We start from the raw sequence: 24,706 nt of genomic DNA, 5'->3' as shown, positions 1-24,706 counted from the left end.
AAAATATTTTTTCTAAATTATTTAGTCAACCAGTTTTTAGCATTCACAAAAGCTTCTAACCAAGGAGAAACTTCGTCTTTTCTTCCAGCAGGGTAATTAGCCCAATTCCATTGAAAAGTTGAACGCTCTATATGTGGCATTGTAACTAAGTGACGCCCAGATTTATCACACAGCATAGCGGTATTAAAATCAGATCCATTTGGGTTATTCGGGTAACCTTCATAACCATATTTTGCTACAATATTATAGTTTTCTTCAGCTTCTGGTAAGTTAAATTTTCCTTCTCCATGAGAAATCCAAACACCTAATTCTGTTCCAGCTAAACTAGATAACATTACAGAATTGTTTTCTTGAATTTTTACAGAAGTAAATGAACTTTCATGTTTTTGAGAATCATTATGAACTAATTTACCATGTACTTTATGATCAGGATTAATTAAGTCTAATTCCATCCATAATTGTGCTCCGTTACAAATACCAACAGATAAAGTATCTTCTCTTTTAAAGAAGTTCTTTAAAGCTTTGTTTGCTTTTTCGTTATATAAAAATGCACCAGCCCAACCTTTTGCCGAACCTAAAACATCTGAGTTAGAGAATCCTCCAACTGCACCTATAAATTGAATATTTTCTAGAGTTTCACGACCAGAAATTAAATCTGTCATGTGTACATCTTTTACGTCAAAACCAGCTAAATACATTGCATTTGCCATTTCACGCTCAGAGTTAGAACCTTTTTCACGAATAATTGCAGCTTTTGGGCGATTTCCGTCATTACGAGGAGTTTTTGACGAAGTAATCTCTTTATTATTAGCAGATTGCTTCGTTCCACTTGCAATGACATCTTCTAGTTTACCTGTAAAATTCTTTGGAAATTTATACGTTAAAGGTTGTTTTTTATAGTTGTCAAAACGATCTTGAGCTAAATTATTAGCTGTTTGTTTTTGATCTAATAAGAAAGAAGTTTTATACCAAACATCTCTCATTTCATTTACATCAAAATAGAAAGTATCTTCGTTATTTTTAATATTTACTTTCCCTGAATTGTTTGCGGTACCTATATTGAAAAACTCAATGTTATTTTCTGATAAAATTGTTTCTATAGAAGCATCTGCTTGAAAAACAATTCCTGAGTTTTCTGAAAATAAAACTTTAATGGAGTCTTCTTCATTTAAAGAAGAAATATTAAAATCTGCACCTAAATTAACATCAGCAAAACACATTTCTAATAAAGTTGTGATTAAACCACCAGAAGCAACATCGTGTCCTGCATTAATTTTATCAGCTTTAATTAAGTTTTGAATTGTGTTAAAAGTATTCTTTACAAATGCCGAATCTTTTATATCTGGAGCTTGATTTCCAATGGTATTTAAAACTTGGTGAAAAGAGCTTCCTCCTAATTTAAATTCATCTTGAGAGATATTAATATAATAGATATTACCTCCATCAATTTTTAAAACAGGTTCAACAACTTTGCTAATTTCATTACAGTTTGCTGCTGCAGAAATAATAACTGTTCCTGGTGCAATTACTTCATCATCAGCATATTTTTGCTTCATAGATAAAGAATCTTTTCCGGTTGGTACATTGATTCCTAAATCAATAGAAAATTCAGAAACCGCTTTTACTGCTTTGTATAAACGAGCGTCTTCACCTTCATTTTTACAAGGCCACATCCAGTTAGCTGATAATGAAATTGAATCTAAATTATCTTTTAAAGGAGCCCAAATAATGTTGGTTAACGATTCTGTAATTGCATTTCTACTTCCTGCAGCAGAATCAATTAATCCAGAAATAGGAGAGTGTCCTATTGAAGTGGCAACACCTTCTTTTCCTTTATAATCTAATGCCATTACGCCAACGTTATTTAATGGCAGTTGTAATGGACCAACACATTGTTGTTTGGCAACTTTACCACCAACACAACGGTCTACTTTATTTGTTAACCAATCTTTACAAGCTACAGCTTCTAATTGTAATACTTGCGTTAAATAGTTATTTAAATTCTTAACTTTATATCTAGAATTCTTATAGTTTCTTTTTACTGTTTTATCTGTTAAAATAGTTTTAGGAGATGAACCAAACATGTCTTCTAAAGCTAAATCCATTGGTTTGTCACCTTTATTTTTAGATTCAAAAGTAAAGCGATGATCGCCAGTAACCTCACCAACAGTGTAAATAGGAGAACGCTCACGTTCTGCAATTTTCTGTAAATTTTCTATATGTTTTTCAGCAATTACTAATCCCATTCTTTCTTGAGATTCGTTACCAATAATTTCTTTTGCAGATAGAGTAGGATCACCAACAGGTAATTTATCTAAATTGATTTTACCACCTGTATCTTCTACTAATTCAGATAAACAATTTAAATGCCCTCCAGCACCATGATCGTGAATAGAAACAATAAAATTTTCTTCGCTTTCTACCATACCACGAACGGCATTTGCAGCTCGTTTTTGCATTTCAGGATTAGAACGTTGTACTGCGTTTAACTCAATTCCTGATGCAAATTCTCCAGTATCTGCAGATGAAACTGCGGCTCCACCCATTCCAATTCTGTAATTTTCACCACCAAGAATTACAATTTTATCACCTTCTTTTGGTGTATCTTTTAAAGCTTGTTTTGCTTTTCCGTAACCAATTCCTCCAGCTTGCATGATTACTTTATCATACCCTAGTTTTCTAGGTTTAGATTCACTTGAAGAAGAATTTTCTTCGTGTTCAAAAGTTAATACAGAACCGGTGATTAATGGTTGTCCAAATTTGTTTCCAAAATCTGAAGCTCCGTTAGATGCTTTAATTAAAATATCCATAGGAGTTTGGTATAACCAATCTCTTGCTTCAAATTTATTTTCCCAATATCTTGTGTTCTTTACAGAGTCTATAGAAGCTTCTAAACGAGAATAAGAAGTCATATAAACAGCTGTTCCTGCTAAAGGTAAAGAACCTTTCCCTCCTGCAAGTCTATCTCTAATTTCCCCTCCAGAACCCGTTGCAGCACCATTAAATGGCTCTACTGTAGTAGGAAAATTGTGTGTTTCTGCTTTTAACGAAATTACAGATTCAAATTCTTTTGATTCGTAAAAATCTGGTTTGTCTGCTGATTTAGGAGCAAATTGTTCCACTTTAGGGCCTTTTACAAAAGCTACATTGTCTTTATAAGCAGAAACAATATCGTTTGGAAACTGTTTAGAAGTTTCTTTGATTAACTTGAATAATGAAGTAGGCATTTCTTCTCCATCAATTACAAAAGTTCCGTTAAATATTTTATGTCTACAGTGTTCTGAGTTTACTTGGCTAAATCCAAATACTTCAGAATCTGTTAATTTTCTTCCGATTTTTGTGGAAATACCTTCTAAGTATTCTACTTCTTCATCACTTAAAGATAAGCCTTCTAGGTTGTTATAAGCAGCAATATCATCAATATTTAAAATTGGTTCAGGCTGAATATCAATAGTAAAAGATGCTTGCGTTAAACCATTAAATTTTTCAGAAATCATTGGGTCAAAATCAGAAAAATCTTTTGAAACTGCAGTAAATTCTTCAATTCTAATAATGCTAGAAATCCCCATATTTTGAGTAATTTCTACAGCATTTGTACTCCAAGGAGTAATCATTGCTGCTCTTGGTCCAACAAAAAAAGCATCGATTGATGCTTGCTCTATTTTTGGCTGATCGGCAAAAAGCCAAGTCAGTTTAGAAATTGTTGTTTTGTCTAATTCTTTTGTTGTTTGAACAGCGAATACTTTACTGTTTATATTTCCAAAGAAATGAATCATTATAGTGTTGTGTTTGCGTGTTGTTGTAAAAATGCAAATTTACTTTTTTTCATCTTAATTTTGATGAATTATTTTAGAGAACTTATCTTAGTTATTCACTTATTTATGAACCAAAAAAAAACGACTCGAATGAGTCGCATTTTTAATTTTTGTATGTACTAGTTTTTATTATAATATCATCAGAATTCCTACACTATTTTACCTATACTTTTCTTATTTAAAGCTGATTTTCTAGATCTTTTATGCTCCTAAATAGTTTGTTTTTGTTGTTGAAAAGTATATTGGTATCTAAAATAGAGTTGTAAGAGATTTAGGAGAAACATATTCTCTATAATTAAAATTCGAGAATCAACAATAAAATATATGTATTTATTTTTTTTCTAAAAGTGCCATATAAAATCCGTCAAAACCAGATTTATGAGCTAATACAATATTTTCTTTTACAAAGATAAAATCTTTTCCTGATTCTGATGTTAAGAATTTGTGAACTTGATCTTGATTTTCTGAAGGTAAAACAGAACAAGTTGCATAGACCATTTTTCCGCCAGGTTTAACCATTTTAGAATAATCTTGTAAAACTTGTTGTTGTACTTTTTTAATATTATCAATAAATTCTGGTTGTAATTTCCATTTAGAATCTGGGTTTCTACGGATTACACCTAAACCAGAACAAGGAGCATCAATTAAAACTCTGTCAGCTTTACCATGTAATTTTTTAATCGGTTTTGTAGAGTCAATAACACGTAAATCTATATTATGTGCTTTATTTCTCTTGGCTCTTACTTTTAATTTACGAAGTTTGCTTTCGTAAATATCCATAGCAATAATTTGCCCTTTATTTTCCATTAATGCTGATAAATGTAAGGTTTTACCACCAGCGCCAGCACAAGTATCAACAACCCTCATTCCTGGTTTTACATCTAAATATGCAGCTACTAATTGTGAAGATGCATCTTGTACTTCAAAAAAACCGTTATGAAAAGCTTCTGTTCTAAATACGTTTGCTCTTTCTGGTAATACTAAAGCATCTGGATGATTAGGCACAAACTCTGTAATTACATTTTCAGTTCTTAATTTTTTCTGGAGAACTTCTCTAGAAATATTTAAAGTGTTAGTTCTTAAAATAACTTTAGCTTGTTTATTTAAAGCAGCAATTTCTTTGGTCCAAACTTCTTCACCTAATTCTTCAACACAAATTTCATCCATCCAATCAGGAATAGATTCTCTATATTTTCTAGTTCTAGATAATTCTGCAAAACGTCCTTTAATTCTTCTTTCAGGTACATCGCCAATTTGGTTCCAATCTGGCAAAGCAATTCCTCTTAAAATACACCAAACAGAAAATAAACGCCAAATGTTATCTCTATCAAAAGGAACTTTTACTTCAGCAATTTCTGCATATAACCTGTTCCAACGAACAATGTCATAAATTGTTTCCGCAACAAATTTACGATCTCTTGCGCCCCAACGTTTATCTCTTTTTAGTGCTTTTTCTACAGCTTTGTCTGCATAAACACCTTCATTAAATATATCTCTAATGCTATCTATAACAGCAAATGTTAAGTTTCTATGTAATCTCATTTTATAAATATAATCGGGTGCAAAGGTACGTCAAATAAAAGGGTTTTTGTATTTTCGTTATTCATATATTTTGAGTTTGAATTTAAATTACCCAATAACGTATATAAAAGGAGTTAGTGTACAAAGAGCAACGCTTTTGTACACAGAATTGGGTATTAAAACTTGTAATGATTTACTCAATTTTTTTCCATTTAGATATATTGATAAAACTCAGTTTTATCAAATTAAAGATTTACAACCAAATTCATCAGAAGTACAAATTGTTGGTAAAATTACCAGAGTAAAATCGGTTGCACAAAAAAGAGGAAGTAGGTTAGTAGCTACTTTTCAAGACGCTACAGGTACTATGGAACTGGTTTGGTTTAAAGGACAAAAATGGATTAAAGATTCACTTAAAGTTAGCGAACCTTACGTAGTTTATGGTAAGTTGAATCATTATAATGGAAATTTTAGTATTCCTCATCCAGAAATGGAATTGGTAACAGAATACAAAAAAAAGTTGCAAAATAAAATGCAGCCTGTATATCCATCAACAGAAAAATTAACAAATTCTGGTGTTTCAAATAAGTTGATGAGAACTTATATTCAATATTTATTGCAACAGGTTTATGATCAAATTCAAGAAAGTTTATCGGAAGAAATTATTGATGATTATAAGTTAATGCCTAAAAGAGATGCTTTGTTAAATGTACATTTTCCTAAAAGTCAAGAAAATTTAACCAAAGCAGAATACCGTTTAAAATTTGAGGAGTTATTTTTTATTCAGTTGCAATTAATTAGAAAAAAACTCATCAACAAAACAAAAATAAAAGGCTTTGTATTTGAAAATGTTGGAGAGAATTTTACAGACTTTTATCAAAATCATTTGCCTTTTCAGTTAACAAATGCTCAAAAAAGAGTAATAAAAGAAGTTAGAAAAGATGTAGCAACTGGAGCCCACATGAATAGATTGCTGCAAGGTGATGTTGGGTCAGGTAAAACTATTGTTGCTTTTTTAACAATGCTGTTGGCTATTGATAACGGTTTTCAGGCCACAATAATGGCGCCAACAGAAATTCTAGCAAGTCAACACTTTAATGCTATTTCTGAATTGGTAAAAGACATGAATTTAAATGTTGATATTTTAACAGGTTCTGTTAAAACTAAAAAGCGAAGAGAAATTCATCAAAATTTAGAAGACGGAACTTTACACATATTGATAGGAACTCATGCTTTGTTAGAAGATAAAGTAAAATTTAACAATTTAGGAATCGCTATTATAGATGAACAACATAGATTTGGAGTTGCTCAACGTTCTAAATTATGGATGAAAAATAAGATGCCTCCACATATTTTAGTAATGACAGCAACACCAATTCCAAGAACATTGGCAATGTCTGTTTATGGCGATTTAGATATTTCGGTGATTGATGAATTACCTCCGGGAAGGAAAGAGATAAAAACGGTTCATAGATTTGATAGTAACCGTCTTTCTGTTTTTAAATTTATGAGAGATGAAATTGAAAAAGGTAGACAGGTATATATTGTATATCCGTTAATTCAAGAATCTGAAGCGATGGATTATAAAGATTTAATGGATGGTTACGAAAGTGTTTCTCGTGAGTTTCCAAGTCCTAAATATCAGATTAGTATTGTGCATGGAAAAATGAAACCTGCAGATAAAGAATTTGAAATGCAACGTTTTGTAAATGGAGAAACTCAAATTATGGTAGCAACTACTGTAATTGAAGTTGGTGTAAATGTACCCAATGCAAGTGTAATGATTATTGAGAGTTCAGAGCGTTTTGGATTATCTCAATTGCATCAATTACGAGGAAGAGTTGGTAGAGGAGCTGACCAAAGTTATTGTATTTTATTGTCTAGTTTTAAATTATCTGCCGAAGCAAAAACACGTTTAAAAACAATGGTAGAAACTACAGACGGATTTAAAATTGCAGAAGTAGATTTAAAATTACGTGGTCCAGGAAATTTAATGGGAACACAACAAAGTGGTGTTTTAAATTTAAATATTGCTGATGTTGTAAAAGATTCTAAAATTTTAGTTGCTGCCAGAAATACCTCTATTGCTGTGCTACAAGAAGATTCTAGTTTATCAAAACCAGAAAATTTGAATATTAAAAATACCTTTGTAGAACTCTCTAAAGACTCTAAAATTTGGAGTAATATTAGTTAATTTATTAGTTTTTTTCTAATAATATTTTAAAAGCTTTATCTGTAATTAGTTTTTTATTGCTGATATAATTTTATTCTCAATTATAATTTTTGGCGCAGGTGCCATTCTACATTTTTGACCACTAATGCATTTTCTTGTGTTTATATCAAATTTATAACCGTGCCAAGGACATTCTAAAATTCCGTTATTTAAATCAGCATCATTTAAAGGTCCAAGCATATGTGGGCAAATAGTTGAATGTGCAATTAAATTATTGTTTAATTCTATTAATCTATAATTTTTATTATTAAATTCAAAGTTATAAGGAAGTTGAGGTTTTATTTCTTCTAATGTACCTAATATTTTATTTTCTTCATTTATTAAATTATCTGTTTTTTTTAATTTATCCAATTCTTTTTGTCTGTCAGACATCATCCATAGATCTTCATCATATAATTGTGCATATAAATCAGAATATAGTTCTGTGTATTTTTTTCGTAAAAAAAACGGTAATTTAGGAACATAAAAATCTACGATTACTTTAATTTTATTTTCACTTATTGGTATAGCGTGCGTCCAAACTTCTGTTCCTTTTCCTAACCCAGAAAGTGTTTTTGTAACCCATCTATTTTTTTCAGTATCTAGTTTTAACTCAAGAGTCATTTTATTGAAAACCGATTTTGGTTGTAGGCATGCTTTCGCTTTCCATCCCCAATCACCAGCATCTAAAATTTCTAATTTAGAAAATGTAGAACTATGTAAAAAAGGTAAATGTTCATAATCTAGTGCGTTTTCGTACATTCTTTCCAAGTTTATAGGTAATTCTCTTGTATAAGTTGTAACTAAAGAAGTTTTATTACTAAATGACGGAAGAAATTGCCTTGATAAATCTGATAAAAATGTTAATAAAGCCATTTATTTATTTATTTTGTGTTTGTAAAATGGTGTAACAATTTTTTAGCGGCACTAAAAGGAGTTGTTTTTCCATCTTCTAAATTTTTAATTTCTTGCGATAACAATTTTTTAATAATTGGATGCTGGTAAAAATTATCTTCTAATTGTTTATTAATGGTTGATAAAAGCCAAAATGTATTTTGCTCATTTCGCTTATAATTAAAATATTTATTTTTTTTGGTTAAAGAAATATAATCAGTAATCATGGTGTCTATTTCTTTAATTCCTATTTTATTTAAAGCACTTGCAGTTAAAACTTTTGGTTGCCAATTACTTTCTTTTATTGAATATAAATGTAATGCTCTGTTAAATTCAACTTTAGCAATTTTTGCATTTTTCTCGTTTTCACCATCAGCTTTGTTAATAACAATTGCATCTGCCATTTCTATTATTCCTCGTTTTATACCTTGTAATTCATCACCTGCACCTGCTAATTTTAAAAGTAGAAAGAAATCAACCATAGAATGCACCATTGTTTCGGATTGACCTACACCAACAGTTTCAATAATAATTGTATCAAAACCAGCAGCTTCACAAAGAATAATACTTTCTCTTGTTTTTTGAGAAACTCCTCCTAGAGAAGTTCCAGATGGGGAAGGTCTAATATAAGCATTTTTATCGATAACTAATTGCTCCATTCTTGTTTTATCACCTAAAATAGAACCTTTATTAACTGAACTACTTGGATCTACGGCTAAAATTGCAACTTTTTTATTTTGAGCAGTTAGGTGTTTTCCAAAAGTTTCAATAAATGTACTTTTACCAACTCCAGGTACTCCAGTAATTCCTATTCTAACAGAGTTGTTTGCATATGATAAACAACGTTCTAAAATGGCATTTGCCTTTTGTTGATGTTTTGCATTTGTACTTTCAACCAACGTAATTGCTCTACTTAAAAAAGTAATATTTCCTTCTAGAATTTTGGAAACAAATTCATCAACAGAATTTTGTTTTGCCCTATTGATTTTAATTTTTTCGGCACTCATTTTACTGGTTGTTTCTGGTTTAGAAACACCTTTTTTTTCATGTAATGCAGAAGGTTTTTTGTTCATTATAGTAAGTTATTATGTAAATTTAAAGATAATTAAGTTATAAATTTTGCAACGTAAAGAAAAATGTATCGTCTTTAGAGTAAGAAAGTTTCAATGAGATCAACCAAACAATTACATCAATCTATTATTGATCAATGTAAAAAGAACAATAGCAAAGCACAAATGCAATTGTATAATTTGTATTGTAAATCAATGCTCGTAATAGCTTTTAGGTATGTAAAAGATAGGTTTATTGCGGAAGATGTAATGCAAGATGCTTTTATTAAAGCTTTTAAAAATATTGATAAATATAAAAATGAAGTTGCTTTTGGTGCATGGTTAAAACGCATTGTAATAAATCAAAGTATAGATCAATTAAAGAAAAATAAACTAGAATTGGTTTCTATAAATGATGAAATTTTAACAAAAACAAATAATGATGATTGGAAAGTTGATACAGAAATTAGTATAGATGGTATTGTAAATATTATTAATAATTTAAAAGAAAAATATAGATTGGTGTTAAGCTTGTACTTACTAGAAGGTTATGATCATCAAGAAATATCAGAAATTTTAAAGATTACAGAAACAACGTCCAGGACACATTTGTTAAGAGGAAAAAGATTATTAAAAGAAAAATTAAAAAATACGAGTTATGCAGAAGGATATTAAAGAATTGTTGAAAAATTATAAAGATGAAAGTGTTGAATTATCATCTAATCATGTAAATAAATTTGAAGATTTATTGCAAAAAGAAATTCAACCTCAAAATACTAAAAATAAAAACTTTAAATGGTTATCTATAGCTGCTTCAATAATATTATTAATTAGTTTAGGAGTCAAATTTTATCCAACAAATACTATTATAGAAGAAGATTCTAAAACAACATCAAAAGAAATAAGCTTAGGAAGTATTTCACCAGAATTTCAAACTATAGAAAAATATTATAAAAATAGTATTAACATAGAAATTAGTCAATTAGAAATGACTGATGAAAATAAAGATATAGTAGATGGTTATTTATTAAAAATAGCAGAACTCACTAAAGAATACAAATCATTAACCAAAGAGCTCAATACAAAAGGTGTTAATGATGCAACCATAGATGCATTGATTAGTAATTTGCAATTACGCTTACAGCTGTTAAAACGCTTGAAAAAGCAATTAAAACAAATTAAAAATTTAAATAATAAACAGAATGAAATTCAAATTATATAAAAATATATGTTCGCTTTTAATGTTATGTTTTATAGGAACATTAACGGCCCAAAAGTACGATAAGAAATTTACCGAAAGTTTTAAGGTAAATAAAGATGTAGCAGTAGAAATTAACGCATCTAATACTGATATTAATGTTACTACTTGGAGTAAAAATGAAGTAGAAGTAAATACTTTTATAGAAGTAGAAGGGGTGTCAAAAGAAGATGCAGAAAAGTATTTTAAAAGCTGGAGTTTTGAAGCTTTAGGCAATAAAACGAAGGTGAAAATAACTTCTAACGGGAATAATTCTTTCCATTTTAAAAACGATTTTGTTTTTTTTAATGACAATGATTTTTCTTTTCCAGATATTCAAATTCATGATATTCAATTACCAGATATAGAAACAATTGTAATACCAGAAATGGATTTTGATTTCGATTTTGAAAATATTTTTGAAGATTTAGATGATTTTGATGAAAATATTGAAAAAAATAGTAAATATTCTTTTCAATGGAATGATGGCGAGAATCAAATAGATATCAAATCTAAAAAAGAATGGGAAGCTTTTAAGAAAACAAAAAAGTACAAAGAGCTTAGAGAGAAAATGAAGTCTGAAAGAATTAAATCAAGAAAAAGCTTTTTACTCTCTAGAGATAAAATGAAAAAAGAACTTGCCAAAGCTAAAATAGGAATAAAAAAAATAGATAAAGAAAAAATAAAAAGAGAGTTAGCAAAGGCCAAGAAACATATTATGGAAATGAAGTTGAATTACAATTCAGAATCAAACAACATAATTATAAATGGTAAGAAAATAAAAATAACAAAAAGGTTAGAAATAAGAGTGCCCAAAAATGCTACTTTTAATTTAAATACACGTCATTGTAAAGTAAAATTGCCTAATACAGTTGCTTCTGGTAATGTAAAATATGGTGGTTTTAATGCTGGTTTTTTAAATGGAGGAAAATTAACAATAGATTATTCTAAAGTTTCTATAAACGATTTAAATGGATGTACATTATTTTTAAACAATGTAACTGATGCTAAAATAGCATCAGTTACAAATACGAAAATGACTAACAATTCTTCTGGAGTAAAAATTATAAATATTAATGAAAATGTAAAATTATCTAATAAATTTGGCGAGTTAACAATTCAAAATATTGTACCCAATTATCAAACATTTAACTTAATGTTAGATTATACAGAAGCTTTTGTTAATACAACAGGTGTTAAAAAAGATTTGATTATCAATATTGGAGATAAATCTCCACTTTTTTCAAATAAAGCAGCTTTAAAATTTGATATTTTAAATCCAAATAAAAAAGACATCAATGGTAATTATATTATAAAAACTAAAGATGATACCTTTATAATTGAAGGTAAATACAGTCAAATTTCATTAAAAGAATAATAATTATTGATAAAAAAACTACTTTTATCTTTTACCAAACTTCTAACAAATTCCATTTCGCTATTCTCTTTAAAGTACCTATATTTAGCCTCTGTAAATAGTTACTTTTTTAATGGAATTATACAAAGAAAATCAACTTAAAATATACAATTCTCTAACCAAACAGAAAGAGGATTTTAAACCCATAACAGACGGATATGTAGGTATGTATGTTTGTGGGCCAACTGTGTATAGCAATGCACATTTAGGGAATGTAAGAACTTTTATGTTTTTTGATGTTATGTACAGGTATTTGTTACATTTGGGATATAAAGTACGTTATGTACGTAATATTACAGATGCTGGTCATTTAGAAAACGATGCTGAACAAGGTGAAGATAAAATTGCCAAGAAAGCTCGTTTAGAACAAATTGAGCCAATGGAAGTTGTACAACGTTACACTGTAGATTTTCATGAAGTACTAAAAAACTACAACTTTTTACCACCAAGTATAGAGCCCACAGCTACAGGTCATATTGTTGAACAAATAGAAATGATTAAAGAAATCATAGAAAAAGGTTTTGCTTATGAAGTAAATGGTTCTGTGTATTTTGATGTACACGAATACAATAAAAAAGAAAATTACGGAATTCTTTCTGGAAGAAAAGTTGAAGACTTAATACATAACACAAGAACTTTAGACGGACAATCAGACAAGAAAAATCCACAAGATTTTGCACTTTGGAAAAAAGCAGATGAACGTCATATTATGCGTTGGCCTTCTCCTTGGAGTGATGGTTTTCCTGGTTGGCATTTAGAATGTTCTGTAATGAGTACAAAATATTTAGGCGAAAGTTTTGACATACATGGAGGTGGAATGGATTTAAAATTTCCTCATCATGAATGTGAAATTGCACAATCTAAAACATGTAGTGGTGTTACACCTGTAAATTATTGGATGCATACCAATATGCTTTCTTTAAATGGTCAAAGAATGGCAAAATCTACAGGAAACTACATTTTACCAAACGAAATTTTAACAGGAGAAAATACAATTTTACCAAAAGCATTTTCTGCAAGTGTTGTTCGTTTCTTTAATATGCAAGCCAATTATAGAAGTATTTTAGATTTTTCAGGAGAAGCATTAGAAGCTTCAGAAAAAGGACATGCTAAATTAATGGAAGCGTTTAACTTCTTAGATAAAATTGAAGCTAGTAAAACATCTACATTTGATGTTCAAAATTGGAAAAAAGATTGTTATGCTGCAATGAATGATGATTTAAATACACCAATTTTAATTGCACATTTATTTGAAGCTGTAAAAGTGATTAACTTAATAAAAGAGCAAAAAGCGAGTTTAACTTCTGAAGATTTATCAGAATTTAAAGCAACAATAAACGCTTTTGTTTTTGATGTTTTAGGTTTGATAAATGAAAATTCGCAAGACAATTCAGAAAAAATAAATGGAGTAGTAGAGTTGTTAATTAAATTAAGAAAGGAAGCAAGAGAAAATAAAGACTGGGCATTGTCAGATCAAATTAGAGATGAATTAATTGAATTAGGTATTCAATTAAAAGACGGGAAAGAAGGCACAACTTTTTCAATGAATTAAATTGAAAAAAATAGTTTCATATCCATTTATATTGTTAGTTCGTTTTTATCAAACTGCAATATCACCATTTACACCAGCAACTTGTAGATTTAGCCCAACTTGTTCTCATTACACAATTGAAGCTTTGCAAAAACATGGTTTATTTACAGGTGGATGGTTATCATTAAAGAGAATATTTAGTTGTCATCCTTGGGGTGGTAGTGGTTATGATCCAGTTCCGGAAAAAAAAGAGTAAAAACGTCATTATGAGAAAAAATGACGAAACAATCTGTTTTAAAAAAGAGATTGCTTCATTATTTTAAATGACAAAAAATAAGATATAAAATATGAGTTTTTTAGCAATAGAGTGGGATCCTTCATTAGGAATAGATTTAGGCTTTTTTATAGTACGTTGGTATAGTTTAATGTTTGTTTTAGCTTTTTTGTTGGGACTATATTTAATGAAAAAAATATATATTGAAGATAAAATTCCTGAAGAAAAATTAGATACATTATTTATGTACACATTTGCATCTATGCTAATTGGAATGCGTTTTGGAGATGTGTTCTTTTATAGTTGGGATTATTACCAAAACCATATAATAGAAATATTTTTGCCAATAAAAGAAAGCGAAAAGGACACTTTATTTGGTTTTATTGATGGTTGGAAATTTACTGGTTATACGGGTTTTGCGAGTCATGGAGCAGCAATATCAATTATTTTGGCAATGTATTTTTATGCAAAAAAACATTTACAAAAGCCTTGGTTGTTTATTTTAGATAGATTAGCAATTATGGTTGCTTTAGCCGGTTTTTTTATAAGAACAGGAAATTTTATGAATTCTGAAATTGTTGGTAAGCCTACTAAAAGCGATTTTGGAGTTATCTTTATAAATAATGGTGAAGATTTTGCAAGGTATCCAACTCAATTATTTGAAGCATTTAGTTATTTAATTTTGTTTTTTATAATGTGGTTTTTATATTGGAAAACCAATAAAAAACACCAAACTGGGTTTTTATTCGGTTTGTTTATGGCTGTACTTTGGTCTTTACGTTTTTTCATAGAATTTTTAAAAGAAGCACAAGTTGATGGCAGAGAAGATTGGGTTTTTAACTCTTTAAATACAGGTCAAGTTTTAAGTATTCCTTTAGTTTTAATAGGTATTTGGTTAATGTTTAGAAAAACATCAAAATCGGAGTAAAATAATGGAAAAATTAAAACAACGTTGGGGAATAGAAAATAATTGGTCTGTTATTGCAATCTTTATAGCTTTTGCAATTAATGGTTCTTTTGCTGCTTGGGTTGCAAAACCTGTATGTAATTTTTTAGGATTATATCCAGAATCACTTTCTGGATGGATATATTGGCCATTAAGAATTTTAATTATTTTTCCAATTTATCAAGTAACTTTACCAATAGTAGGCTGGTTATTTGGGCAATTTAAATTCTTTTGGGCTTTCGAAAAAAAGTTTTTAAGTAGGATAGGTTTAGGGTTTTTATTTAAAGAAAAGAGCTAAACTTTAATAGTTGTAGATTTCTTATCATGTTTATCCTTTTTACTAAATACATAGGTATAAAACCACATAATAGTAAAAGTAGGAATTACATCAGAAAATGGAATAATTTCTTCTAAAAAACTAACAACACCTGCAATTTTACCTTCATTTCCTTTATACATTTTGGTCATAATATAACCAGATATTGGAGCCCAAACTATATCAATAGGAATGATTGTAAAAAAGCCTAAAAGGTCTAGAAGAATACTAATTCCTAATTTTACATATTTTTTATTCATAATTTTATTTACTTTCTACAAAATCAAAATTCTTGCCAAAGAATAAAGTTTTAGTATAGAAAATCATATGTTTGTTAAAAGTAACTATTCAAAAATGAATTTTAAAGACTTTATTCAAAAAATTAATTTTTTTAAAAAACAGCAGTTAGGAGGTTTAGATGCGCAGTTTAAAATGGCGCCTAAACTTCGGTTAAAATATGATGCTGATAAAATAATGGCAAATAATCCCAGAGAAGCCGCTGTTTTAGTGTTATTTTATCCTAATAAAAATGATGAAACTTGTTTTTTATTAACAAAAAGGGCAAGCTACAAAGGCACGCATTCTGCACAAATTAGTTTTCCTGGTGGAAAATCAGAAAATTCTGATTTAGACCTTAAACAAACTGCTTTAAGAGAAACGGAAGAAGAAGTTGGAGTAGAAGCTAGTCTAATAAAAATAATTAGAGAACTAACAGATGTTTATATTCCGCCAAGTAATTTTTTAGTTACGCCTTTTATAGGTTTTATTGATCAAACGCCAGTTTTAAAACTGAATAACGAAGTAGATATTGCTATAGAAACTAAATTATCTGAATTACTAAATGATACTAGTTTAGCAATGGTTTCTATGAAAACTTCATACATGGATAAAACAGATGTACCATGTTTTAAGTTTAAAGAGCACATTGTTTGGGGAGCAACTGCTATGATGTTATCAGAAATAAGGGAACTATTAAAATAGTTTCTTTTTAATTTGTTTTGTAATTTTGCAGTTCAACTATAAAAATAACTAAATGCCTTTATTTAAAAGGAATCCTTTTGGACATTATTTATTCATAAAAAAATGGATCATTCGTTTGTTTGGTGTTATTTCACACGGTAGATATCGTAAGTTTAATAACCTTCAAATAGAAGGTTCTCAAATATTAAGAGATTTACCTGAAAGAAATGTATTATTTATTTCTAATCATCAAACTTACTTTGCAGATGTTGCTGCAATGTTTCATGTTTTTAATGCATCATTAAAAGGTAGAGATGATTCTATTAAAAACATTGGATATATATGGCAACCAAAATTAAATTTTTATTTTGTTGCTGCTGGTGAAACAATGCGTTCTGGAATTTTACCAAAACTATTTGCTTATGCAGGTTCTGTTTCTATTGATAGAACATGGAGAAGCAAAGGTAAGGATGTAAATAGACAAGTTAAAAATTCTGATATTTCAAATATTGGTAAAGCCATAAATGATGGTTGGGTTGTTACTTTCCCACAAGGAACTACAACTCCTTTCAAACCTATTAGAAGAGGAACTGCCCATATTATAAAAACATTTAAACCAGTAGTTGTACCAGTTGTAATTGATGGTTTTAGGCGTTCTTTTGATAAAAAAGGCTTAAGTATTAAAAGGAAAAATGTTTTGCAATCTATGGTAATTAAAGAACCATTAGAAATCGATTATGAAAATGAAGAAATTGCTGATATCGTTACTAAAATTGAATTTGCTATTGAACAACATCCATCATTTTTAAAAGTTCTTTCTCCTAGTGAAGCAGAAGAATATATTAAATCTGAAGAAGCTCTTAATAAAAAAAGAGAGTTTTGGAATTCAACTAAGTAAAAATATAAAATTTATAGTATAAAAAAACCTCGAATTTTCGAGGTTTTTTTATACTAATAGAAAAAGAAATTACTCTTTTACTTTTTCTTTAAATTTATCAAATTTATCTGTTTCAGGTTTTGGCCAACTATTATTAGATGTATCAACATCTGCAGTTTCAAACTCTGGGTCTACTGTAATTTTTGTGATTTCTTGAGTAGAAGCAAAAACTCTTTTTGCAGTAGTATCATCTTTCATCCAAATTTGTGCAGGAAAAGTTTGTTTTTCTGTTGTACCATCTGCATAAGTTAATTCAACTATTAATGGCATAACTAACCCTCCAGGCTTTTCAAACTCAACTGAATAGATATATGCAGGAACTTCTTTTCCGTTTACATATTTATCCATAGCGCTAGGTTTAGCATCTTCTTTTTTGTCTGTGATATAAACTAAATCTCCTAAACCTTCTAAATAAGTTTTTGCTCTAGGATTAGTTTTAATAATATTTTTTATTCTTTCACCTTGCTTATCTGTTAAATACAAAGGTTTTACTTCTTTTATTCCTATATCTGTAACATCAGTTGTGTAAAACCAACCTCTAAAAAACCAATCTAAGTCCATACCAGATGCATCTTGCATAGATCTAAAGAAATCCTCAGGAGTTGGGTGTTTAAACATCCAACGTTTAGAATACGTTCTAAATGCATGATCAAATAACTCTGGTCCCATAATTGTTTTTCTTAAAATATATAAACCAGCTGCTGGTTTAGAATAAGCGTTTGGTCCAAATTGTTTAACATAATCTCCTTGAGACATTATTGGAGAAATATTATCTTGATTTCCTCCCATATATCTTGTAATGTCTTTTGCAGGATTAGAAGCAAATAATTCAGCATCATAAACATCTTCGGCTAAAATTTCAACAAAAGAGTTTAAACCTTCATCCATCCAAGTCCATTGTCTTTCATCAGAATTTACTATCATTGGAAAAAAGTTGTGTCCCACTTCATGAATAATTACCCCTATCATTCCTTTTTTAGTTCTGTCAGAATAAGTTCCATCTGCATTAGGACGACCAAAATTGAAACAAATCATTGGATATTCCATTCCTTGTCTTTCAGAATGTACAGAAACTGCTTTAGGATAAGGATAATCGAAAGTTAATTTAGAATATTCAATTAAAGTAGTGGCAATTGCTCTTGTAGAATGCTCTTCCCATAAAGGATTTCCTTCTTTTGGATATAATGAAGTTGCCATTATAGTATTTCCATTAACATTTACAGCCATTGCATCCCAAATGTATTTTCTTGATGTTGCAAAAGCATAATCTCTTACATTTTTAGCTTTAAATTTCCAAGTTTTTGTACCTGTTGCACGACCTTTTTCTGTTTTTTCAGCCTCAGCTTGAGTAACGATCATAACTGGATTATCAAATGATTTTCTAGCTTTTTCAAAACGCTTACGTTGTTCTTTTGTTAGCACTTCTTTTTCATTTTGTAAAGAACCAGTAGCTTCAACAATATGATCTTCTGGTACAGTTAGGTTTACTTCAAAATCTCCAAATTCTAAAGCAAATTCACTACGTCCCCAGAACTGCATATTTTGCCATCCTTCTACATTATTGTAAACAGCTAATCTTGGATAAAACTGTGCAATTGTATAGTTGTTGTTCCCGTCAGGAAAAGTTTCTAAACCAGAACGTCCACCATCTTTATTAATGTCATTAATTTTATAATTCCATTTAATTCTAAAATTAAAGATTTCACCAGGAGCTAAAGCATTTGGCAAATTAATGCGCATCATTGTTTTATTGATTGTATGAGATAATGGAGCACCGTTACTTTCAACTTTTTCAATATTAAAACCAAAACCTTTTCCTTCTTTCATATAAGTACTCTTAAATTTATTAGGAGTTAAAAATGCAGAAGCGCCATTTGATTTTGCTAAAGGAGTTTGAGAATCATCTGCTCTCATGTTTTGATCTAATTGTACCCATAAATATTCTAAATGATCTTTAGAGTTATTATGGTACGTTATTTTTTCATCACCATAAATTTTGTTGGTACTTTCTTCTAAACGAATGTCCATCAAATAATCAACTTTTTGTTGACTGTATTGATGACCAGGGGCACCAGCAGCATTGTGTTGATCATTTGGTGTTGCCATAACATCTTTCATCTGTCTGAATTTGTTCTGGTCTGTGTGTCCTTTTTGTGTCTTCTTTTCTTCTTTTTTTTCTTTTTGTGCAAATGATACACTAGTTACAAAGAATAAAGAAAAAACAAATAAAATAATTTTTCTCATAATTGATTTGAATTTAAATGCGCACTAAATTAATAATATCTGATTGATAATGTTAAAGATTGTTAAAATTTTAACAAATGTTTATCATTAAAAAAAGCAACATGAATTTCATGTTGCTTTTTAAAAGTTAAATAATAAAATTTTTTAGTTTTTAATTTTATTTTTGAATTTATCAAACTTATCAGCTTTTTCTTGCGGCCAACTGTTGTTAGAGGTATCTACATCTGCTGTTTCTAAGTCTGGATCTAATGTAATGCTTTCTATTTCTTTTGTTGAAGAAAAAACTTTAGTAATTTCATCGTCATTAAATCTCCATATTTCTGCTGGATACATTTTTCGTTCTTTTGTACCATCTTTATAACTAAATTCAACAATAATTGGCATTACTAATCCACCTGGTTTATTGTAAGTTATTTCATAATAATATTTAGAATCATTATCCTTTTTTGTTCCAAAACCTAGTCCTTCTGTAGTGTTCTCTTTAAAATTTACAGAACCATCATTATTTTTAGATGCTGTAAACTTTTTAACATTTTTTATACCAATATCGGTAACATCTGTTGTGTAAAACCATCCTCTCCAAAACCAATCTAAGTCCATACCAGAAGCATCTTCCATAGTTCTAAAAAAATCTGCTGGTGTTGGGTGTTTAAACATCCATCTTTGAGAATAAGTTTTAAAAGCATGATCAAATAACTCTTTACCCATTATGGTTTCTCTTAAAATCCATAATGCAGTTGCTGGTTTACCGTAAGCATTATTTCCAAATTGATAAACATGATCTCCTTTAGACATTATAGGTGCTATTAAAGATTGGTCTCCTGCCATATATCTAACTATATTTTTTGGATATCCTCTTGTTATTGGAAAGTCTTTATCATAATCTAATTCTGCTAACATTTCCATATAAGAGTTTAAACCTTCATCCATCCAAGTCCATTGTCTTTCATCAGAATTTACAATCATTGGAAAGTAATTATGACCAACTTCATGAATTGTAACTTTTATCATTCTGTATTTTACTCTATCAGAATAACCACCATCTGGCAAATCTGGTCTACCTGGATTAAAACAAATTTGAGGATATTCCATTCCCATTTGCCCATCAACAGAAATTGCTTTGTGATAAGGGTAATCAAAAGTGTATTTAGAATATGTTTTTAAGGTTTGAGCAACAGCTCTTGTAGAATGATCTCCATATAAAGGATTTGCTTCTTTAGAGTATAAAGAATAAGCCATTACATTTTTACCGTTAATATCTACGGCCATTGCATCCCATATAAATTTTCTTGATGTAGCAAAAGCATAATCTCTTACGTTTTTAGCAATAAATTTCCATGTTTTTGATTTCTTAGAACGACTTTTTTCAATTTTGGTAGCTTCTTCTTGAGTTCTAATAATAACAGGGTTATCATACGTTTTTCTTGCCGTTGCTAGTCTTTTAAGTTCTTTTTTTGATAAAACTTCTTTTTCGTTTTGTAAAACTCCTGTAGCACCTAACATATGATCTGCAGGTACAGTTATATTTACATTAAAATCTCCAAATTCTAAAGCAAACTCACTTCTTCCCCAAAATTGATCATTTTGCCAACCTTCTACATTATCATATACACACATTCTTGGATAAAATTGTGCAATTACATAATTGTTATTTCCGTTTTCTGTAAAATGTTCGTAACCAGATCTACCACCTTGAGTTCTATGATTATTAATGTTATACCACCATTCTATATTAAATTTAAATGTTGCTCCAGAAGCTAATGGTTTAGGTAAATTAATACGCATCATAGTTTGATTAATGGTATGAGATAATTTACTACCATCTGTATTAGTTACACTTGTAATATTAAAACCACCATCAAAAGCTTGTTCCGGAAAGCTTCTGTTAAATCTATTTTTACTTAACTTTTTAGAAATTTTATTTGGCTGAATATCTGGAGTTTTAGAATCTGCAGCTCTCATATTTTGATCTAGTTGAACCCATAAATATTCTAAATTATCAGAAGAATTATTTTTATATGTAATAGTTTCTGACCCTGTAATTTTGGCTTTATCATCATCTAAAACAATATCCATTACATAATCAACTTTTTGTTGAGTATAATCTTTACCAGGTGCTCCAGAAGCTGTTCTTCGGGCATTAGGTGTAGGTAGTTCTTGTTTTAATTGTCTAAATTTATTTTGATTTGTATGGCCTTGTTTTGTTTTGCTTTGTGCAAAAGATGCAGTAGCTATAAAAACCATAGAGAAAACTAGTAGTCCTATTTTTTTCATGTTTAAAATATTTAAAAGATTGTTTGTGTTAATGTTTTAAAGTTGTTATAAATTTTTCTTTAGTTAATAAAAAGCTTTTATTCTTTTTCCCTACTTTAGATTTTACTAAATTTTGTTGTTTAGGAAAATGATTGATTAATATTTTATTGGTAATTTCTATATCATTAACTGATTCTACATTTTCTATTTCTAAATAAAAATATATTAAGTCGTCTTCATATTCTTTACCTAAATATGTGAATTCTCTTGGAACATTATCAATTTTAAAAAAGAGGTTTTCTTTTAAATATTTCTCAAAATAAACGTCATTATTTTCTAGTTCTTTTTTTGTAGAAATCTGTAAGTCGATAAAATATTTTTGATTTAATGCCTCTTCAATATCATCCATAAAAACATTGGTTATTATTTGTACAGATTTTGCTTCACTTTTATATTTTATTTGAGTTAAACTCAAATAATACTTATGAACTGTAAAAGAGATTAAAGGGATGAGTAAAAGTAGTAGATATATTTTTTTTATTTTCATATTGGGATAAAAAACAATTATTGAGCCAAATTACTCTTTTTTTATGATTTTAAGGTAAGATGTGCTTTCAGTTTGTAAAATTTTTATGACATCTAATAGTTTTCCTTTTTTATGTAAATTTTCAATTCCTAAAGGGTTGCAATATTCTAAAAAATGAAAATATTTATCTACAGGAATTTTTAGTTCATCAAAAAAAAAAATGCCACCTAATTCAGATAAAATTTTATACGGAAAAGATTTTTTATAAGCTAAATCTTTACGTAATGCCCATAAACGTGCAGAGTGTTTAAATGGAAGGCTTATTGCTGCACCTGCACCAACAAATTTAGAATTTGGGTCTGTAGAAACAATTTGTGGCCTTACTCTTTTGTCTATGTAATCATCTGCTTCTACAATATTCATGTCTATTTTAGAGAAATCCATTACATTTCTTAATAAAGAGTCTTTTTTATTTGTTGGTACAAATTTTGTGTCAATACTTAAACTTCCTCTTAAATTATGCCTTTTTAATTCAAATTCATCTAAAACATATGTGTTTGATTTTAATGAAATGGTAATTGTTTTTTGTTCAATTATTTTTTTTGAAATAATTATTTGCTTAGAAATATGTTGAACTGAAGAAACGTTTAATGTATCACCTTTTGATACAAAAATTCTAAATAATCCATCATCATTAGAAAAAGTTCCTTGTTTTGTTTTAAGGTTTATGATATTTGCATTCTTAATAATGGAAAGTGAATCTGACACTTTACCAATAATTAATTTTTTTCTCTCTTGACTAAAAGAGCTAAAAAAAATGAATGTTAAAAAGATAAAAAGTATTTTTTTTAGCATAAAATAAATTTCATTCCACACAAATTTCGACTTTTTATTAATACTTACTTTAAAGTATGATTCTAAAATTTTGTTAAATCATTTTTTTTCGTAATGAATAAATTGTAGGATTCAGGTTTTTGAGAAAACCCTTTACTTTCAGCAATTAATACTTTGGTGAGTTTTATATTTTCTTCTTTTTTAAATAAATAAATAATATTTTTACATTTACAATAATTTAAAAAAGTATTAATATTTTCTTTTTTAATTTTTAAATCAGTAATAAAAAAGTCATCTGTAAATTGTTTTCTTATTTTTGATAATAAAGCATCTTCATTTATTAACTTAACCAAATGTTTGTTTCTTTTTTTGTTGCCATTTAAAGAATTTAATAAATTATCTAAACTTACAACTCCGCCAGATCTAAATTTAAAAATAGCCTCATCTTTTTTTATTTTTGTATTGGCGTATGGCAAACTTAATTTTTTTGCATTAACTTTTGGACCTTCATATCTTTTAACCTCATTGTAAGTTTCAAAAATAGTTTTTGGTTTTTGATAAGTAATTTCTTCTAAATGATATGTTTTATCTTCTAGTTCTACTTCAATTATATTTTTAGAAATTATCTTTTTAGTAATTATAATTGTATTTTCTTTATAATTAATATGAGAAAACTGTAAACTATCACCTTTAACAACTGGTATTTCAAACCACCCTGAATCATTTGTTATTGTACCAACTTTTGTATTTAAATTTAAAATATGAATATCACTAATAAAACCTATTTCAGATTTTACTTTACCATTTATTATTTTTCTTTTTTCTTGACTGTAGGAAAGTATAGTAAAAAGTAAGAAGAAAATTAGTTGTTTTTTCATGTTCACAAAGAAAAGTGATGTTGCTCTTAAAACTATATTAACACAATTGTAAATTTATGTTAAACAGTTTTTTTATGATAAGTTTATGAAAACCTATTTGTAAAAAATCAGTTATTTTTGAATTATGAAAAGACTAATTATTGCAAGTACATCTACTATACACGGAAGTGTTTATTTAGAATATTTATTACCAACATTATCTACATTTTTTTCTAGCATGAAAACAATTTTATTTATTCCTTATGCTAGAGCAAGCGGAATATCTTATGATGATTATACTTCAATTGCAAGAAAAGCTTTTGCATCAATTAATATTGATGTAAAAGGAATTCATGAATTTGATAACCCAAAAGAAGCTATACAAAATGCCGAAGCTATTTTTACTGGGGGAGGAAATACTTTTGAACTGGTAAATCAATTATATAAAAATGATATTTTAGATGATTTAAAACGAGCTTTAGAAAACGGAACGCATTATCTTGGCACAAGTGCAGGTAGTAATATTTGCGGAGTTAATATGATGAATACCAATGATATGCCAATTGTGTATCCGCCAAGTTTTAAAACTTTGGGTAGTATTCCTTTTAATATAAATGCTCATTATTTAGATCCTATAATTGGTTCAACTCATAAAGGTGAAACTCGAGAAACCAGAATAAAAGAGTTTCATGTTTTTAATGAAACTCCTGTTTTAGGTTTGCGTGAAGGAAGTTGGTTAGAAGTTGCAGGTGATAAAATTACATTGCAAGGAAACCTATCTGCAAGATTATTTCAGCAAAATAAAATAGCTGTAGAACTAGAAAGTGGGAGAGAAGTAGTTGTTTAGTTTCAAAGTTTATAAATAGTAAAGTTTTCATTTTAC

21 protein-coding genes are annotated in these 24,706 nt (G+C 28.7%); 11 read left to right on the top strand and 10 right to left on the bottom strand.

Annotated features, from left to right (window positions below):
- Positions 1-17: 17 nt before the first annotated feature.
- Positions 18-3,776 (bottom strand): phosphoribosylformylglycinamidine synthase, encoded by a 3,759-nt coding sequence (purL, locus tag Q0733_RS01275; protein ID WP_298777967.1) that lies wholly within the window; start codon positions 3,774-3,776, stop codon positions 18-20.
- Positions 3,777-4,145: 369 nt separating this feature from the next.
- Positions 4,146-5,357 (bottom strand): RsmB/NOP family class I SAM-dependent RNA methyltransferase, encoded by a 1,212-nt coding sequence (locus tag Q0733_RS01270; protein WP_298777965.1) that lies wholly within the window; start codon positions 5,355-5,357, stop codon positions 4,146-4,148.
- A 76-nt stretch (positions 5,358-5,433) separates the two neighbouring features.
- Here Q0733_RS01270 and recG point away from each other — a divergent pair, with 76 nt between their 5' ends.
- Entirely contained in the window at positions 5,434-7,530 is a 2,097-nt protein-coding gene (gene recG / locus Q0733_RS01265) for an ATP-dependent DNA helicase RecG (RefSeq protein ID WP_298777963.1), read from the top strand.
- Between the two features lie 45 nt (positions 7,531-7,575).
- Here the strand turns inward: recG and Q0733_RS01260 are convergent, their stop codons facing one another.
- Both Q0733_RS01260 and meaB read right to left on the bottom strand, forming a co-directional pair.
- The gene (locus tag Q0733_RS01260; protein WP_298777961.1) at positions 7,576-8,424 is read right to left on the bottom strand and encodes a Rieske (2Fe-2S) protein; all 849 of its coding nucleotides are present in this window, start codon (positions 8,422-8,424) and stop codon (positions 7,576-7,578) included.
- Between the two features lie 8 nt (positions 8,425-8,432).
- Positions 8,433-9,515: a methylmalonyl Co-A mutase-associated GTPase MeaB gene (meaB, locus tag Q0733_RS01255; protein WP_298777959.1), complete on the bottom strand. Its 1,083-nt coding sequence runs from the start codon at positions 9,513-9,515 to the stop codon at positions 8,433-8,435.
- A 93-nt stretch (positions 9,516-9,608) separates the two neighbouring features.
- On the opposite strand from meaB, the gene Q0733_RS01250 reads away from it, so the two are divergent.
- From Q0733_RS01250 to Q0733_RS01220, 7 genes are all read left to right on the top strand, one after another.
- The gene (locus tag Q0733_RS01250; protein WP_298777957.1) at positions 9,609-10,166 is read left to right on the top strand and encodes an RNA polymerase sigma factor; all 558 of its coding nucleotides are present in this window, start codon (positions 9,609-9,611) and stop codon (positions 10,164-10,166) included.
- A complete protein-coding gene (locus tag Q0733_RS01245; RefSeq protein ID WP_298777954.1) occupies positions 10,150-10,713 on the top strand; it encodes a hypothetical protein in 564 nt (187 codons plus the stop codon). Before Q0733_RS01250 ends, Q0733_RS01245 begins: the two co-directional genes overlap by 17 nt.
- Positions 10,694-12,106 (top strand): hypothetical protein, encoded by a 1,413-nt coding sequence (locus tag Q0733_RS01240; RefSeq protein WP_298777952.1) that lies wholly within the window; start codon positions 10,694-10,696, stop codon positions 12,104-12,106. Before Q0733_RS01245 ends, Q0733_RS01240 begins: the two co-directional genes overlap by 20 nt.
- A gap of 112 nt (positions 12,107-12,218) precedes the next feature.
- On the top strand, positions 12,219-13,697 hold the full coding sequence (cysS, locus tag Q0733_RS01235; RefSeq protein ID WP_298777950.1) for a cysteine--tRNA ligase: 1,479 nt from the start codon (positions 12,219-12,221) through the stop codon (positions 13,695-13,697).
- A 1-nt stretch (position 13,698) separates the two neighbouring features.
- Positions 13,699-13,932, top strand: coding sequence for a membrane protein insertion efficiency factor YidD (gene yidD / locus Q0733_RS01230; RefSeq protein WP_298777948.1), 234 nt, complete (start codon positions 13,699-13,701; stop codon positions 13,930-13,932).
- A gap of 91 nt (positions 13,933-14,023) precedes the next feature.
- Positions 14,024-14,878 carry a prolipoprotein diacylglyceryl transferase gene (gene lgt, locus Q0733_RS01225; protein ID WP_298777946.1) on the top strand — a complete coding sequence of 285 codons (855 nt, stop codon included), beginning with the start codon at positions 14,024-14,026 and terminating at the stop codon, positions 14,876-14,878.
- Positions 14,879-14,882: 4 nt separating this feature from the next.
- A complete protein-coding gene (locus tag Q0733_RS01220) occupies positions 14,883-15,194 on the top strand; it encodes a DUF6787 family protein (RefSeq protein WP_298777944.1) in 312 nt (103 codons plus the stop codon).
- On the opposite strand, the gene Q0733_RS01215 is transcribed toward Q0733_RS01220, so the two are convergent.
- Positions 15,191-15,472 carry a hypothetical protein gene (locus tag Q0733_RS01215; protein WP_298777942.1) on the bottom strand — a complete coding sequence of 94 codons (282 nt, stop codon included), beginning with the start codon at positions 15,470-15,472 and terminating at the stop codon, positions 15,191-15,193. The genes Q0733_RS01220 and Q0733_RS01215 overlap by 4 nt on opposite strands.
- 94 nt (positions 15,473-15,566) lie before the next feature.
- Between Q0733_RS01215 and Q0733_RS01210 the strand changes: the two genes are divergently transcribed.
- Together Q0733_RS01210 and Q0733_RS01205 are read left to right on the top strand one after the other, a co-directional pair.
- Positions 15,567-16,193, top strand: coding sequence for a CoA pyrophosphatase (locus Q0733_RS01210; RefSeq protein WP_298777939.1), 627 nt, complete (start codon positions 15,567-15,569; stop codon positions 16,191-16,193).
- A 52-nt stretch (positions 16,194-16,245) separates the two neighbouring features.
- Positions 16,246-17,070, top strand: coding sequence for a 1-acyl-sn-glycerol-3-phosphate acyltransferase (locus Q0733_RS01205; RefSeq protein WP_298777936.1), 825 nt, complete (start codon positions 16,246-16,248; stop codon positions 17,068-17,070).
- 69 nt (positions 17,071-17,139) lie between these two features.
- Here Q0733_RS01205 and Q0733_RS01200 read toward each other — a convergent pair whose 3' ends face one another.
- From Q0733_RS01200 to Q0733_RS01180, 5 genes are all read right to left on the bottom strand, one after another.
- Positions 17,140-19,353, bottom strand: a complete 2,214-nt coding sequence (locus Q0733_RS01200; protein ID WP_298777933.1) for a M1 family metallopeptidase — start codon at positions 19,351-19,353, stop codon at positions 17,140-17,142.
- 144 nt (positions 19,354-19,497) lie between these two features.
- Positions 19,498-21,627, bottom strand: a complete 2,130-nt coding sequence (locus Q0733_RS01195) for a M1 family metallopeptidase (RefSeq protein WP_298777931.1) — start codon at positions 21,625-21,627, stop codon at positions 19,498-19,500.
- 28 nt (positions 21,628-21,655) lie between these two features.
- Positions 21,656-22,153, bottom strand: coding sequence for a DUF6702 family protein (locus tag Q0733_RS01190; RefSeq protein WP_298777928.1), 498 nt, complete (start codon positions 22,151-22,153; stop codon positions 21,656-21,658).
- 30 nt (positions 22,154-22,183) lie between these two features.
- Positions 22,184-22,987: a hypothetical protein gene (locus Q0733_RS01185; RefSeq protein ID WP_298777926.1), complete on the bottom strand. Its 804-nt coding sequence runs from the start codon at positions 22,985-22,987 to the stop codon at positions 22,184-22,186.
- Between the two features lie 62 nt (positions 22,988-23,049).
- Positions 23,050-23,844: a hypothetical protein gene (locus tag Q0733_RS01180; protein ID WP_298777924.1), complete on the bottom strand. Its 795-nt coding sequence runs from the start codon at positions 23,842-23,844 to the stop codon at positions 23,050-23,052.
- A 124-nt stretch (positions 23,845-23,968) separates the two neighbouring features.
- On the opposite strand from Q0733_RS01180, the gene pepE reads away from it, so the two are divergent.
- Positions 23,969-24,670, top strand: a complete 702-nt coding sequence (pepE, locus tag Q0733_RS01175) for a dipeptidase PepE (protein ID WP_298777922.1) — start codon at positions 23,969-23,971, stop codon at positions 24,668-24,670.
- Positions 24,671-24,706: the final 36 nt, after the last annotated feature.

Origin of the sequence: uncultured Polaribacter sp. (assembly GCF_947500975.1) — a bacterium.
Lineage (GTDB): Bacteria > Bacteroidota > Bacteroidia > Flavobacteriales > Flavobacteriaceae > Polaribacter.
Note: the sequence above shows the minus strand (reverse complement) of the source record. Positions and strands in the feature narration are given on the sequence as shown.